The sequence below is a fragment of the Ruegeria sp. D6 genome, from assembly GCF_056534365.1.
In genome coordinates this window covers 39,376-52,152 of the sequence record NZ_JBQFPH010000007.1, presented here as the reverse complement: position 1 = coordinate 52,152, position 12,777 = coordinate 39,376, and the positions used below count along the sequence as shown (strand labels likewise).

Annotated in this window: 13 protein-coding genes; 7 read left to right on the top strand and 6 right to left on the bottom strand. The window is 57.9% G+C overall.

Translation table 11 applies throughout. From position 1 onward, the window contains the following. Positions 1-14: 14 nt before the first annotated feature. The 4 genes from ACR0A1_RS18985 (at position 15) to ACR0A1_RS18970 (ending at position 4,285) form a co-directional block, all read left to right on the top strand. The gene (locus tag ACR0A1_RS18985; protein WP_170399269.1) at positions 15-848 is read left to right on the top strand and encodes an ABC transporter ATP-binding protein; all 834 of its coding nucleotides are present in this window, start codon (positions 15-17) and stop codon (positions 846-848) included. A 19-nt stretch (positions 849-867) separates the two neighbouring features. Then, the gene (locus ACR0A1_RS18980; RefSeq protein ID WP_170426281.1) at positions 868-2,085 is read left to right on the top strand and encodes an acyl-CoA synthetase family protein; all 1,218 of its coding nucleotides are present in this window, start codon (positions 868-870) and stop codon (positions 2,083-2,085) included. A 106-nt stretch (positions 2,086-2,191) separates the two neighbouring features. Beyond that, entirely contained in the window at positions 2,192-3,856 is a 1,665-nt protein-coding gene (locus ACR0A1_RS18975) for an ABC transporter permease (protein WP_170627006.1), read from the top strand. Between the two features lie 78 nt (positions 3,857-3,934). Beyond that, positions 3,935-4,285: a DUF2794 domain-containing protein gene (locus tag ACR0A1_RS18970; protein WP_170399260.1), complete on the top strand. Its 351-nt coding sequence runs from the start codon at positions 3,935-3,937 to the stop codon at positions 4,283-4,285. Here the strand turns inward: ACR0A1_RS18970 and ACR0A1_RS18965 are convergent. From ACR0A1_RS18965 to ACR0A1_RS18955, 3 genes are all read right to left on the bottom strand, one after another. Then, a complete protein-coding gene (locus ACR0A1_RS18965; RefSeq protein WP_480763841.1) occupies positions 4,282-5,019 on the bottom strand; it encodes a C40 family peptidase in 738 nt (245 codons plus the stop codon). The genes ACR0A1_RS18970 and ACR0A1_RS18965 overlap by 4 nt on opposite strands. Next, on the bottom strand, positions 5,016-6,398 hold the full coding sequence (locus ACR0A1_RS18960; RefSeq protein ID WP_170567321.1) for a M17 family metallopeptidase: 1,383 nt from the start codon (positions 6,396-6,398) through the stop codon (positions 5,016-5,018). The genes ACR0A1_RS18965 and ACR0A1_RS18960 overlap by 4 nt, the downstream gene beginning before the upstream one ends. A 64-nt stretch (positions 6,399-6,462) precedes the next feature. Further along, positions 6,463-6,852: a hypothetical protein gene (locus ACR0A1_RS18955; protein WP_170399254.1), complete on the bottom strand. Its 390-nt coding sequence runs from the start codon at positions 6,850-6,852 to the stop codon at positions 6,463-6,465. Between the two features lie 213 nt (positions 6,853-7,065). Between ACR0A1_RS18955 and ACR0A1_RS18950 the strand changes: the two genes are divergently transcribed. The 3 genes from ACR0A1_RS18950 to ACR0A1_RS18940 all read left to right on the top strand — a co-directional run bounded on the left by ACR0A1_RS18950 (position 7,066) and on the right by ACR0A1_RS18940 (position 9,262). Further along, complete coding sequence (locus ACR0A1_RS18950; protein WP_170399250.1) at positions 7,066-7,545, top strand: phosphoribosyl-AMP cyclohydrolase; 480 nt, start codon at positions 7,066-7,068, stop codon at positions 7,543-7,545. A gap of 86 nt (positions 7,546-7,631) precedes the next feature. Next, on the top strand, positions 7,632-8,168 hold the full coding sequence (locus tag ACR0A1_RS18945; protein WP_170408759.1) for an SRPBCC family protein: 537 nt from the start codon (positions 7,632-7,634) through the stop codon (positions 8,166-8,168). Between the two features lie 401 nt (positions 8,169-8,569). Further along, on the top strand, positions 8,570-9,262 hold the full coding sequence (locus ACR0A1_RS18940) for a M48 family metalloprotease (protein ID WP_480868811.1): 693 nt from the start codon (positions 8,570-8,572) through the stop codon (positions 9,260-9,262). Between the two features lie 143 nt (positions 9,263-9,405). Here ACR0A1_RS18940 and ACR0A1_RS18935 read toward each other — a convergent pair whose 3' ends face one another. From ACR0A1_RS18935 to ACR0A1_RS18925, 3 genes are all read right to left on the bottom strand, one after another. After that, complete coding sequence (locus ACR0A1_RS18935) at positions 9,406-10,428, bottom strand: aspartate-semialdehyde dehydrogenase (protein ID WP_170515209.1); 1,023 nt, start codon at positions 10,426-10,428, stop codon at positions 9,406-9,408. Positions 10,429-10,541: 113 nt separating this feature from the next. Next, positions 10,542-11,576 carry a glycosyltransferase family 4 protein gene (locus ACR0A1_RS18930; RefSeq protein WP_480868808.1) on the bottom strand — a complete coding sequence of 345 codons (1,035 nt, stop codon included), beginning with the start codon at positions 11,574-11,576 and terminating at the stop codon, positions 10,542-10,544. A 15-nt stretch (positions 11,577-11,591) separates the two neighbouring features. Beyond that, positions 11,592-12,764: an MFS transporter gene (locus tag ACR0A1_RS18925; RefSeq protein ID WP_480868806.1), complete on the bottom strand. Its 1,173-nt coding sequence runs from the start codon at positions 12,762-12,764 to the stop codon at positions 11,592-11,594. Positions 12,765-12,777 lie beyond the last annotated feature (13 nt).

Below are 12,777 nucleotides of genomic sequence, written 5' to 3'. Positions count from 1 at the left end.
AAGGACACGCGCTGATGTTGGATGCGGCACAAACCACTGACGTGCAGGCGGAAACCCTGCTTGAGGTCAACAATATCGAGGTGATCTACAACCATGTGATCCTTGTACTGAAAGGCGTTAGCCTGACTGTGCCCAAGGGCGGCATCACAGCCCTACTGGGTGGCAATGGTGCGGGAAAGACAACCACATTGAAGGCCGTGTCGAACTTGCTGCATTCGGAACGGGGCGAGGTCACCAAAGGCTCAATTAAATATCGCGGCGAGGGCGTGCATGAAAGCGACCCGGCTGCCTTGGTTGAGAAGGGCGTCATTCAAGTCATGGAAGGCCGCCACTGTTTCGAACACCTCACAGTCGAGGAAAATCTGCTGACCGGTGCCTATACCCGGAAGGACGGGTCTGCCGCGATCCAGCAGGACCTTGAATTGGTTTACAATTACTTCCCACGCTTGAAGGAACGCCGTCGTAGTCAGGCCGGTTATACATCGGGCGGTGAGCAGCAGATGGTGGCGATGGGCAGGGCTCTGATGTCGCGCCCCGAGACCATCCTTCTTGATGAACCCTCAATGGGTCTGGCTCCGCAACTTGTCGAAGAGATTTTTGGCATCGTAAGAGACCTGAACGAGAAGGAAGGCGTGTCCTTCCTGTTGGCCGAGCAGAACACAAATGTGGCTCTAAGGTTTGCTCATTACGGTTATATTCTGGAATCTGGCCGCGTGGTGATGGACGGCCCCGCCGCGGAATTGCGCGAAAACCCGGACGTAAAGGAATTTTATCTCGGCATGTCTGACGAAGGCCGCAAGAGCTTTCGAGACGTGCGCTCATACCGCCGCCGCAAGAGATGGCTGTAAGTGGGTGGAGGATATTTCAATGACCTATTTTGATAAGCTTGAAACCCGATCCGCTGACGAGCGCACCGCTGATCACGCGCGCGCCTTGCCAGAACAGATTGCCCGCGCGCAAAAAGCGCCCGGATATGCCGGCATCCTGTCCAACGTGGACGCCGGCACAGTGACAGACATGCAGGCGCTGGCACAACTGCCGGTTCTACGAAAATCCGATCTGACAAAGGCGCAGGGCACCCGACCTCCGTTTGGAGGGTTCACCGTCAAACCAGCGCGGAATTTCCAGCATGTCTTTCAATCTCCGGGTCCGATTTACGAGCCCGGCAGCACTGATCACGACTGGTGGCGCATGGGCCGGTTCCTGAATGCAGCCGGGGTTGGTCCGGGCGATATCGTTCAGAACTGTTTTGGCTATCACCTCACCCCCGCGGGCATGATCTTTGAAAGCGGCGCGCAGGCCGTTGGCGCGTCGGTCCTGCCTGCAGGTACAGGTCAGACCGAGTTGCAGGTGACCGCTGCGCGCGATGTGGGTTGCACCGCATATGCAGGTACGCCCGACTATCTGAAAGTCATTCTTGATAAAGCCGAAGCCATGGGCGTCGCGCTGAAATTTTCCAAGGCCGTTGTGGGTGGCGGGGCGCTGTTTCCAAGCCTACGACAGGATTACGCCGATCGGGGCATCGTCTGCCTGCAATGCTACGCGACCGCTGATCTGGGCAACATAGCTTATGAAAGCCCTGCGATGGAGGGTATGATCATCGACGAACACGTGATCGTTGAGATCGTCACCCCCGGCACAGGAACCCCGGTTGCACCTGGTGAAGTAGGTGAGGTGGTTGTGACCACGCTGAACCCCGATTACCCGTTGATCCGATTTGCCACCGGTGATCTGTCGGCGATCATGCCCGGAGAGTCTCCGTGCGGGCGCACAAATATGCGTATCAAAGGCTGGATGGGTCGCGCCGATCAGACCACCAAGATCAAGGGCATGTTCGTCCGCCCCGAACAGGTGGCCGCGCTGGTCGACAAGCATGATGAAATCGTCAAGGCGCGTGTCATTGCGGCGCGACAGGGCGAGATGGATACCATGACCGTTCAGATCGAAAGCCCCTGCGAGAACGATGGTGCCTATGCAAAATCGGTGGTCGAAGTCCTGAAACTGAAAGGCGCGATTGAAGTTGTGGCGCCGGGCTCATTACCAAAAGATGGCTTGGTGATCGAGGATCAGCGCGTTTATGAATAGGCATCTGCGGCGAACATTGCCGCAGTTTTTGTTAGTCCGCCCACTGGTGTTTCTTAGAGTTTTAGTCGATTAAAGGCAGACCCTACGGGATTCTCAGTCAGACGCCATGGCCGAAGTCGAATATTCAGAACACGGAACGCATAATCGCGGCGCACTAGGCACACGCTTTGTGGGCGGCATTGCCTATGTCGTGGCAGCCGCCTGTCTGTTGCCAATGGTGGCGGTTGTTCTGGCGGCGGTGACCGGTGGCACCGACACAATTTCCCATTTGTTAGAGACTGTTTTGCCTGGCTATGCGCTGACCACGGTGATCCTGGTGGTGCTGGTCGCAGCAGGGACGTTTTCGATTGGCGTCGGCGCTGCGTGGCTGGTCACGATGACCCGCTTTCCCGGAGTGCGGTGGCTGGAAATCGCTCTGGTCCTGCCGCTGGCCTTTCCGGCTTATGTGCTGGCCTATGCCTATACCTTCATTCTGGATCACCCCGGAATCGTTCAGACCACGCTGCGGGATGTGACCGGCTGGGGCCCGCGCGACTATTGGTTCCCCGAGATTCGCTCGACCGAGGGTGCGGCGGTGATGTTGATCCTGGTGTTGTATCCCTATGTCTATTTGCTGGCGCGCGCGGCGTTTCTGCAGCAAAGCGCCACGGCCTTTCTGGCGGCCCGGGCGCTGGGCAACGGCCCTTGGCATGCCTTTTGGCGCGTATCCCTGCCGATGGCACGCCCGGCGATTGCGGGGGGCGTCTTGCTGGCGGTTATGGAAACCATCGCCGATTTCGGCACAGTCGCCTATTTCGGAGTGCAGACTTTTGCCACTGGCATCTACACAAGCTGGTTTTCCATGGCTGATCGCGCTGCTGCGGCGCAACTCGCCCTTTGTCTGTTGGGTTTTGCGCTTGTCATGGCCGTGGCCGAGCGGACACAGCGCGGCAAAGCCAAATACTATCAGGCAGGCAAGCGCCACGCAGGTCTGCCAGCGGCGCAACTCAAGGGATGGCAATCACTTGCGGCATTTCTGCTATGCGCAATTCCCGTCCTGTTCGGATTCCTTCTGCCTGTGGTTATCCTGGTGCAGATGGGGTTGGAATCCGAGCAGAACCTGCTGTCGCGCCGATATATCGGGTTCATACAGAACTCGCTGACACTGGCGGGGACTGCGGCGGTTATCACCGTCAGCGCGGCGATTTCGATAGGATTCTTCCAACGCCTGCGCCCCGGACGCGGGGCCGCAATGGCGGCTTATGTGGCGCGGTTGGGTTATGCGGTGCCGGGTGGCGTGATAGCCGTGGGGCTGATCGTCCCCTTTGCGGGATTCGACAACGCACTGGATGCGTGGATGCGCCAGACCTTTGATATCTCGACCGGATTGCTGGTCACGGGATCCATCTGGTTGCTGATCGCGGCCTATATGGTGCGCTTTCTGGCCGCCGCGCTCAGCGCCTATGAGGGTGGGCAGAGTACGGTTCACGCCAATATGGATGCCGCCGCGCGGTCGCTGGGTCAAACCCCGTTAGGAACGCTGCGCCGGGTGCATCTGCCGATCCTTACGCCTTCGCTGCTAACGGCACTGTTGATTGTCTTTGTGGATGTGATGAAAGAGCTGCCCGCGACCCTGATCATGCGGCCTTTTAACTTCGACACTCTAGCAGTGCAGGCCTATCGTCTGGCCTCGGATGAGAGGCTTGAAGGTGCAGCGGTTCCGTCGCTGGTTATTCTGGCTGTCGGGTTGCTGCCGGTGATCCTGATTTGCCGTCAGGTTGGGCGCAGATAGCGGGCGGGCGATCCAAAAATACAACACCTTGATGCCAGTGGGCTTGATTCGACGGCGATTTCCGGCAAGGCTTGTCATATGAACATGCAGCCTCCCAGCCGGTTCGGGTCCGGCTCTGCCCAGATGCCGGTCGCGTTTGACCGGCGCGAGATGTCTCAAATCCTGTCTGTTTATGGCCGAATGGTTGCTGCCGGTGAATGGCGCGACTACGGAATCTCGAACCTGCGGGATATGGCGGTGTTTTCGATCTTTCGGCGCACGGCGGAACATCCCATTTACAGGGTCGAGAAGCACCCGCGCCTGCGGCTACGTCAGGGCATGTATTCCGTGGTCGGCATGGATGGGCGTATATTGAAGCGCGGGCACGATCTGCGCGCGGTTCTGAGGGTTCTGGAACGCAAGCTTATCCGGGCCGTTGACCTAGATTAGAGCCTTTTATGCGCTGTAACCGGCCCGTCACCCTGGGCGGCGATCCGGGCAATCGCCTGATCCATCGGTTCGAGCGCAACGGCCATGTGATAGGCGTTGGCGTGAAGTAGAAGGTTTTCGGCGGCAACCCAGGCAACATGGCCTTTCCAGAACAGCAAGTCTCCGCGCCGTGCGGGATCGCCCTCGGGCACCGATCCACCAACTTCGCGTTCCTGATCGCCGCTGTCTCCGGGACAAGGAACGCCGCAGGCGAGCAGTGCGAGCTGTACGAGGCCCGAGCAATCCAGCCCGAATCGACTGTTACCACCCCAAAGATAAGGGGTGCCGAGAAAAAGTTCGGCCGCGGAAACGGGATCGGTCAGCAGGGAATAGGCGGGCACGGCATGCACCCCCGGAATGAACCCGATTGGCGTTTCCAGAAATCCGCCCTCCTCAGACAGAGCCCTGATTTTACTGCCAAAGCTAAGAGAGGTCAGATCGCGGCTTTTTATATCGGGCTTCTCATAGGCATGGGTCGAAGCGGCGACGATCCAGTGAGTCTGTGGCTCAATTGGTCCCAGATGGTCCGTCGCCACCCATCCGGTATAGCCGTCCTTGCTGGCTGAGGTCTTGCTCCAGCCGTTTTGGTCGTCCAAAACAGTGACCGTGTCGCCGAACAACAATTGCCGGTCGCGCGGACCGTCAGGGTGGCGTAGCAGGTCTATGACCGGTTGAATGATGCGCGCCTGAGTCATAGGCCAAGGATCTCTGGCAAAGCCCCCAGGAGGGCACGCGGGCCTTGGCCCAAACCACCCTTGCTGCGACCGGGTTCCTTACTGCGTTGCCACGAATAGATGTCAAAATGCATATAGCGACTTTCGGCAGCGAACCGGCGCAGGAACAGTGCCGCGGTGATAGAGCCTGCAAATCCACCAGAAGGCGCATTGTCGAGGTTAGCGATGCCGGGTTCGATCATCGCTTCATAGGGGTCATGAAAAGGCATACGCCAGACCGGATCAGCGGCAGCCCGGCCAGCACGCGCCAGCACGTCCGCGGCTTTGTCGTCATCGGTATAAAACGGGGCCAGATCAGCGCCCAATGCAACCCGGGCCGCGCCAGTCAAAGTGGCCATCGAGATGAGCAGGTTTGGTGCCCCTTCATGCGCCAGAGCAAGGGCATCGGCCAGCACCAACCGACCCTCGGCATCAGTGTTGTTGATCTCAACCGTTAGCCCATTACGCGCCGTCAGGATGTCGCCGGGGCGGAAAGCATTGCCCGCTACTGCGTTTTCGACCGCCGGGATCAGGACCCGTAATTGCACCTTCAGATCCAGCGCCATGATCATACGGGCCAGACCCAGCACATTGGCCGCTCCGCCCATATCTTTTTTCATCAACCCCATCGAAGCACCGGGTTTCAGATTCAGGCCGCCGGTATCGAAACAGACCCCTTTCCCAACTAATGTTAGTTTTGGCCCTTGATCGCCCCAGTTCATCTCGATCAGACGCGGGGCCTGTTCGGCAGCACGCCCCACCGCGTGGATCATCGGAAAATTCTGTTCCAGCAACGCATCGCCTGTGATGACCGAGATGTCTGCGCCGTGTTCCCGTGCCAGTGCCTCAACCGCGTGTTGTAATTGCACCGGGCCCATGTCCGAAGCGGGTGTGTTGACCAGATCCCGTGTCAATGCCTCGGCATTGGCCATGATTTCGATCCGCCGGGCATCTACGCCCTCGGGCGCGATCAGCGTGGCGTTAGCCGGGCTTTGCGCTGCATAGCGATCAAAGGCATATCCCGTCATCAGCCAGCCCAGGCATTCAGCCTCAAGCACATCTGCGGGAACGCCCGAGGCGATATGATAGGTGCCCTTGGGCAGCGATTCTGCGGCAGCGGCTAGCGGAAATCGCTTGCGTACCCGTTTTGCCGCGCTGCCATATCCCGCCATGGCAAACTGCGGATTACCATCTGTGCCGGGCACCAGAAGTGTTTGACCCAGAGCTCCGGAAAACCCATCGGCCGCAACCCAAGCTCGGATATGATCCGGCTGATCGGTCAGCCAGCTTTCAAAATCTGATTGCTCTAACACATGTAGTGGCAGCGATGGGTCGGAGGCAGGGGCGAAGGACAGGGTCATGCGTGTCTCGGCTGGTTGGATTTTCGCCCAGACTATCTGTCTGCGGCGCACTCGCAACCCCCTCTCAGACAGATAGATCTTGTTGGTCCCAGACGGCAGTCAGCGATCGCTCGCCCACCCGGATCAGGCGGCTCAGAGTCGCCCCTGTCGCGACCGCATCGCCAGCGTCGACAGTACAGGCTACATCGCCTGCCACACGTGCCAGTGCTGTCATGCCGATTTGCTCGGATATGGCTACGAGAGATTTTGCGCATTTGCGCAGCCCGGCCCAATCGCGTTGCCGCCAAAACCGTTCACAATTCGACAGCCGCAACGCCAGTTCTTCAACCGTGCGGCACAGCACGTCCATCGCGTTGGTGTCGCCAAGCTGATTGTACAGGCTGCTCAGGCGGTCCGGGTCCAGACGCACGGGTTCTTTCTGTTCCAGTGTGATAATCTTGTCCACCACATTCACCCCAATTGAAATGCCCCCACGGCACTGTCAGAGATTGGCGGCAAATACTTTGCAAAACCTTGCACCGGTTCAAAAGAATGGGTCGAATTTTCTGAGAATTCAGGCTTCCACGCGGTTCTGTGGGCAAAACCGGGCGAGAGTCCGGTCACACCTCTTGCGTTGACGCTCACTTGCTGCCAGTACCATAGAAACCGGACAGAGAAGGACAGGATCATGCCGATTACCACTGACGAGCTGGCCGCTGCCCGTACCGCCTGGGGCGATGGGTTGATTGCGATCTCCAAAGCTTTTGAAGACGGTGGGATCGATGCGGCCCGTTCCGTTGCCGAGGGTGTTCTGGATGCGGCATACGGCTATAATCTGGGTCCGGTCCTGTTCAAACCAACTATGGCGTCCGGAGATCAAACCTTTCGCCCGACTCGCCACGGTGCACTGGCCTATTTTGTCGGTCACGATGCCGAATTTCCGCTTGATGGCGGTTTCGGAATCAAGGGTTGGCGCGAAATGGCAAGTGAGACATCGGCCAGCTTCGTCGAAGGCGATGTCGCCATGTGGATGGGCAAGGTCATTCTGACGGATAGCCAAGGTAACATCACGCAAGTCGACAAAAGCTTCGGCTACAAAAAAGACGCTGACGGAGTGCTTCGCATCGTGCTGCACCATTCGTCGCTGCCTTACCAGCCACCGGCCTGATCCTGCGGGTCATACGATCGGGCCTCTGAAATTACGTCGATTTTTTGATATGTTTCCGATGATGTTTTCAGAATCGGATCGAGCTCATGAAGTTGATTAAACGTATTCTCGTCACCCTACTGGTGATCATTCTGGCGCTTGTCGGAGTATCATATCTTTTGCCTGGTCAGGCCGAGGTGTCCCGCAGCATCACAATCGATGCACCAGCCTCGGCGATCTTTCCCTATGTGAATTCGATGCAGGAGACCGAGAAATGGTCCCCCTGGCTGTCCCGAGACCCCGAAACCAAGCTGAGCTATAGTGGCCCGGAAGCGGGTGTCGGAAACACGCTGAACTGGGCCTCGGACAACCCGCAGGTGGGAACCGGTTCGCAGGAAATCACCGAGAGCACCCCGGATCAGTCCGTGCAAACCGCACTGGATTTTGGCCCGATGGGGACAGCCACCGCCTCGTTCCAGTTGCGGCCAGAAGGATCAGGCACACAGGTTACCTGGGGATTCGTATCCGACCTTGGTATGAACCCCATGTCCCGCTGGATGGGCCTAATGATGGACAATTGGGTCGGCGGAGATTACGAGCGCGGGTTGGAGAATTTGAAGACGCTGGTTGAGGGACAGGGGTGAAGGATCAGGCAGGAGGCATCTCTCTGATGACTGCTTTGAGGCCATACCAGAAACGATTGTTGAAATGTACGTGCGCCCATAGCAGTCCCTTTGCCGCGCAGGAGGCTGGGATCAAGCCATCGTGCAGCGCAAATAACCTCCGCTGACGCGGTGTTCAACTCGGTTCAAGCCCATACAGAACGGGGCGTGGATCGTTTGGTCCTTCGCTTCAATGCCATTTGTAGTGCCTACCATTTTGACGACAGCTTAATCGGGGCGACCACCGACAACCCGTCTGTTATTGAATATCAAATCGTGAAGACCGTAGGTTCGAATGTGCAAGTTGGTTTCTCGAAAGCCACAGATTCGATTTTGATGCTCTGAACATTTGGAAAGGTGTGTTTATGAGGCGAACGGTATTGATGTTAGCTGTTTTGGCATTAGCGGGATGCGCTTCAACCACCACTCCTCCATCAGCACCTATTCCAAACCCCGGTCGCGCGAGCGCGCCCGTCAGTTCACAACAGGCACAAATAAGGTTCCGTCAGGTCGCCTCACGAATAGAACCTGTGGCAGAACGCGAATGCCGCCGCCGCACTACGAATGTGAATTGTGATTTTTTGATCCGCATTGATCCAGACAAAAAAGCACCCTCAAACGCGTATCAGAGTTTAAGTAAGTCGGGGCGCCCCGTTATCACAATGACTCAAGCGCTGATACGGAATGTAAACAACACTGACGAACTTGCATTTGTTATGGCGCATGAGGCCGCTCACCACATTCAAGGGCATTTGGCGCGACAGGCCCAAAATGCGGCGGCTGGTGCGGTGCTTTTGGCCGGTCTAGCAACAATTGCGGGGTCAGGGCCGAATGACATTGCCGCAGCACAAGACATTGGAGCCTTTGTTGGTGGGCGCAGCTATTCAAAAAACTTTGAATTGGAAGCTGATCGACTAGGCACGGTAATAGCCTACAAAGCGGGTTATGATCCACTCAAAGGTGCGCTGTACTTCGCACGAGTTCCTGATCCTGGTGATCGCTTTCTGGGGACGCATCCCCCAAACTCTCAAAGATACTATGCGGTAAAAGCGACAATGTCCCAGATCGGTGGCTGACCAACTGGTGCTGGATAGGCAATGGCAACGCATGCACAAGGCGGCTTTGCCCCGCAATATTGCCATCTCTGCCCGTCCACAAAATAATAAACCCCACTGGCGGTGCAGCGGGGTTTAATAGAGTCACAACCAACTGGCGAAGGTTACCCCTTCTTCAGAACTTCACGGCCCAGCAATTCTGCAATTTGAACAGCGTTCAACGCCGCGCCTTTGCGCAGGTTGTCGGACACGCACCACAGGTTCAGGCCGTTCTCGATAGTCGAGTCCTGACGGATACGGCTGATGAAGGTGGCGAAGTCGCCCGCGCATTCGATGGGCGAGACGTAACCACCGGCTTCACGCTTGTCGATTACCATGATGCCCGGTGCTTCGCGCAGGATGTCGCGGGCTTCGTCTTCGTCGAGGAACTCTTCGAACTCGATATTCACCGCCTCGGAGTGGCCGACGAATACCGGAACGCGAACGCAGGTTGCGGTGACCTTGATCGACGGATCGACGATCTTTTTGGTCTCGACAACCATCTTCCACTCTTCCTTGGTCGAGCCGTCTTCCATGAAGACGTCGATTTGAGGGATGACGTTGAAGGCGATCTGTTTCTGGAACTTCTTCGGCTCAACCTCGGTCGTCGGGTTGTAGATGGCCTTGGTCTGATCCCAAAGCTCGTCCATGCCTTCCTTGCCGGCTCCCGACACCGATTGATAGGTCGAGACGACCACGCGCTTAATGCGTGCACGGTCATGCAGCGGCTTCAGCGCGACCACCATCTGCGCGGTCGAGCAGTTTGGGTTGGCAATGATGTTTTTGTTTTTATAGTCGTGGATCGCCTCGGGGTTACATTCCGGCACGATCAGCGGAATGTCCGGGTCATAGCGATAGAGCGAGCTGTTATCGATCACCACGCAGCCAGCCGCCGCCGCCTTGGGGGCGTAAACCTTTGTGGCCTCGGAACCCACGGCAAACAGCGCCATGTCCCAACCAGTGAAATCGAATGTGTCCAGATCTTTGGTAGTGAGCGTCTTGTCGCCAAAGGTCACCTCAGTACCCAGCGAACGACGGCTTGCCAGAGCAGCAAGTTCATCGACAGGGAACTGGCGTTCCGCCAGGATGTTCAGCATTTCGCGGCCCACGTTGCCCGTGGCGCCGACGACTACGACGCGATAGCCCATTTCATGTCTCCAAAGTTAAGGACGCGCGTTCATAGCCGCGTTGCGGCAAAGAAAAAAGAGGGGTTTCGGCTTATTTCACCCCGTCACACCGATTTGACACAGTTCAGTACCGTTCAGGGTTGTTTCAGCAAGGATCGATAAACCTCGACAATCGCCCTCGCTTCGCCTTCGATTCGAAAATTCTGCTCGACATGGGCGCGCGCGGCTAGTCCCGCAGCGGCCAGCGCAGCGCGGTCCTGCAGCATATCCTCCAGCGCGTCGGCCAGTGCAGGGGCATTGTCTTTCTCGACCAGTCTTCCGGTCTCACCATCCTTGATTTGCGCACTGAACGCTCCGACCCCGTGACTGGCTATGGCGGGCACGCCCGAGGCCATCGCTTCAAGCGGTGTAAGGCCGAACCCTTCGTGTCGTGCGGGCGCAACGAACAGATCGAGCGCGCGATAGGTCTCGACGATCTCATCCCAAGGGCGCTCACCCAGAAAATGAACGCGGTTGCCCAGCCCGGCTTCCTGCAGCTTTTGCTCCTGCTCAGCCTGAAACGCCTCAAATTCGTTGGTGGTACGCCCGGTGAAGATCACATGCGCATCGGGGTGATTAGGCAGCACCTTCAGGGCGGCATCGACCAACAAGTCGACCCCTTTCTGAGGGCGGATACGGCCAAAACACCCGATCAGCAGCCCGTCTGGCAGGCCAAGTTTTTGGCGCAGGGCGCTTTTGTCCTCGGCTGGGTGAAACAGCTCGGTGTTGACGCCATGCATGATGACAGTAGCGGGATGCTCCAGAAAGGAAGCGGCCTGAGGCGTCGTCGCGATCAACGCGTCCATTTTCGAAATCAGCCGCTTGGTGAACCCGGAATGATCACGTTGCGCGGCTGAGGTAAATAGCAGTTTGTAGTTGCGCCGAAGCACCGAACGCAAGACCAGACCCATCAACATCTCGGTATTCCGGCGTGCATGCCAGACGCGTTTTCGATTGGACAGAAACAAAAGTTTCCAGAGTCTGATATGGGGCAAATCTGGCGGCAGGCCGGGACCGGTGGCACGGATGCCGATCATTTTCTGCTGGATTGGCAGCAGTCGGATCACCGTCGTTGTCACGCCCGACAGAGAATGCTTCAGATTGGGTGCAATCACCTCAATGTCCTGCACGGGCGGTCTCCGGTTTCAGTCCACGCTGTCCCGACTGAATAGATAGATCACACAGCCAATGGCAAGGGTGACTGCGAAAAATCCGAAGATCGCCGTATAAGGTGCGGAAGGGCTGATCCCGGCGCTGGCCGCATGGATGCGCCCGGTGGCAAATTGCGCCAGACCGACGCCGCCGACGCCAAAAAGGTTCAGCAGGGTCACGCCCCGCCCGACCAGATGCGGCGGCACGAAGGCCCGGCCATGGGCCATGATCACCGGAAAACTGGCGCCCAGAAAGCCGATCACTGCCAACAGCAGCACCGAGACCCAAACGCCGCTGTCGACCCACAGGCACAACAGGCCGAGCGTCGTGGCCCCTAACACGTTACCGCCCAGGATCACCCATTTCCGGGTGCCCAGCATACGGTCCAGCGGCCCATAGGCGAAGGTTCCCGCGATCATCGCGGCCCCCATGATCAACGTAGCCGTCCCGATCTGAGCGGTGCTGAGCGCGAACACGTCATTCAAATACGGCCCGGCCCAAAGACCTCGGATCGCACCCGATGGCGCATAAGACACAAGCATGAGAGGCAGAATGGCCCAAAGTGCAGGTTCTTTCAGCAGGTCCAGAAGTGATCCTTTTTGCTCGGTTTTTACCTTTTCAGGGTCATGCACCGTCAGCCAGATCCCCGCAGCCACCGCAGCAGAGATAATCGCCAGACCGGCCAGCGTAGCGCGCCAGCCCATCAGCTCGACCGCCAGCGCCGTGGGGTATGAGGCGACCAGATTGCCGACAGATCCCACGCCCAGCATCACGGCGGCGAGCGTGGCGAATTTGGCAGGTGGAAACTCTCGTGCAAAGATATAGTAGGATGCCATCAGAACCGGCGAGCATCCTACCCCGATCAACGCCATGGCGAGCGCCACATGGAACGGGGTCGTTGCGACCGCGAACAAGCCAGCCCCGCCAGCCCCGCCGATCAGCAGCAGCACCGCAGAACTGCGCCGAGGACCGACGCGGTCCAGTGCCCAGCCCACCGGGATCTGCATCGCCGCAAAGATTAGAAACCAAAGACCTGAAGCAAAGGCGAGGTCTTCGGGTGTTGCGCCGATATCGCGTCCCAGATCGGTGCTCAAAACTGCCAGAAAAGCGCGGAAAAACTGGCTGAGTACATAGGCCAGACACAAGATCACCAAACCTGCCTGCATTTCTTGACCTATT

Bases quoted from the DNA above. Each gene is read 5' to 3' on its own strand.
- ACR0A1_RS18945 (WP_170408759.1), top strand. From the start codon at position 7,632: ATGAAGTTGATTAAACGTATTCTCGTCACCCTACTGGTGATCATTCTG.
- ACR0A1_RS18935 (WP_170515209.1), bottom strand. From the start codon at position 10,428: ATGGGCTATCGCGTCGTAGTCGTCGGCGCCACGGGCAACGTGGGCCGC.
- ACR0A1_RS18960 (WP_170567321.1), bottom strand. From the start codon at position 6,398: ATGACCCTGTCCTTCGCCCCTGCCTCCGACCCATCGCTGCCACTACAT.
- ACR0A1_RS18970 (WP_170399260.1), top strand. From the start codon at position 3,935: ATGAACATGCAGCCTCCCAGCCGGTTCGGGTCCGGCTCTGCCCAGATG.
- ACR0A1_RS18975 (WP_170627006.1), top strand. From the start codon at position 2,192: ATGGCCGAAGTCGAATATTCAGAACACGGAACGCATAATCGCGGCGCA.
- ACR0A1_RS18940 (WP_480868811.1), top strand. From the start codon at position 8,570: ATGTTAGCTGTTTTGGCATTAGCGGGATGCGCTTCAACCACCACTCCT.
- ACR0A1_RS18985 (WP_170399269.1), top strand. From the start codon at position 15: ATGTTGGATGCGGCACAAACCACTGACGTGCAGGCGGAAACCCTGCTT.
- ACR0A1_RS18965 (WP_480763841.1), bottom strand. From the start codon at position 5,019: ATGACTCAGGCGCGCATCATTCAACCGGTCATAGACCTGCTACGCCAC.
- ACR0A1_RS18950 (WP_170399250.1), top strand. From the start codon at position 7,066: ATGCCGATTACCACTGACGAGCTGGCCGCTGCCCGTACCGCCTGGGGC.
- ACR0A1_RS18925 (WP_480868806.1), bottom strand. From the start codon at position 12,764: ATGCAGGCAGGTTTGGTGATCTTGTGTCTGGCCTATGTACTCAGCCAG.
- ACR0A1_RS18980 (WP_170426281.1), top strand. From the start codon at position 868: ATGACCTATTTTGATAAGCTTGAAACCCGATCCGCTGACGAGCGCACC.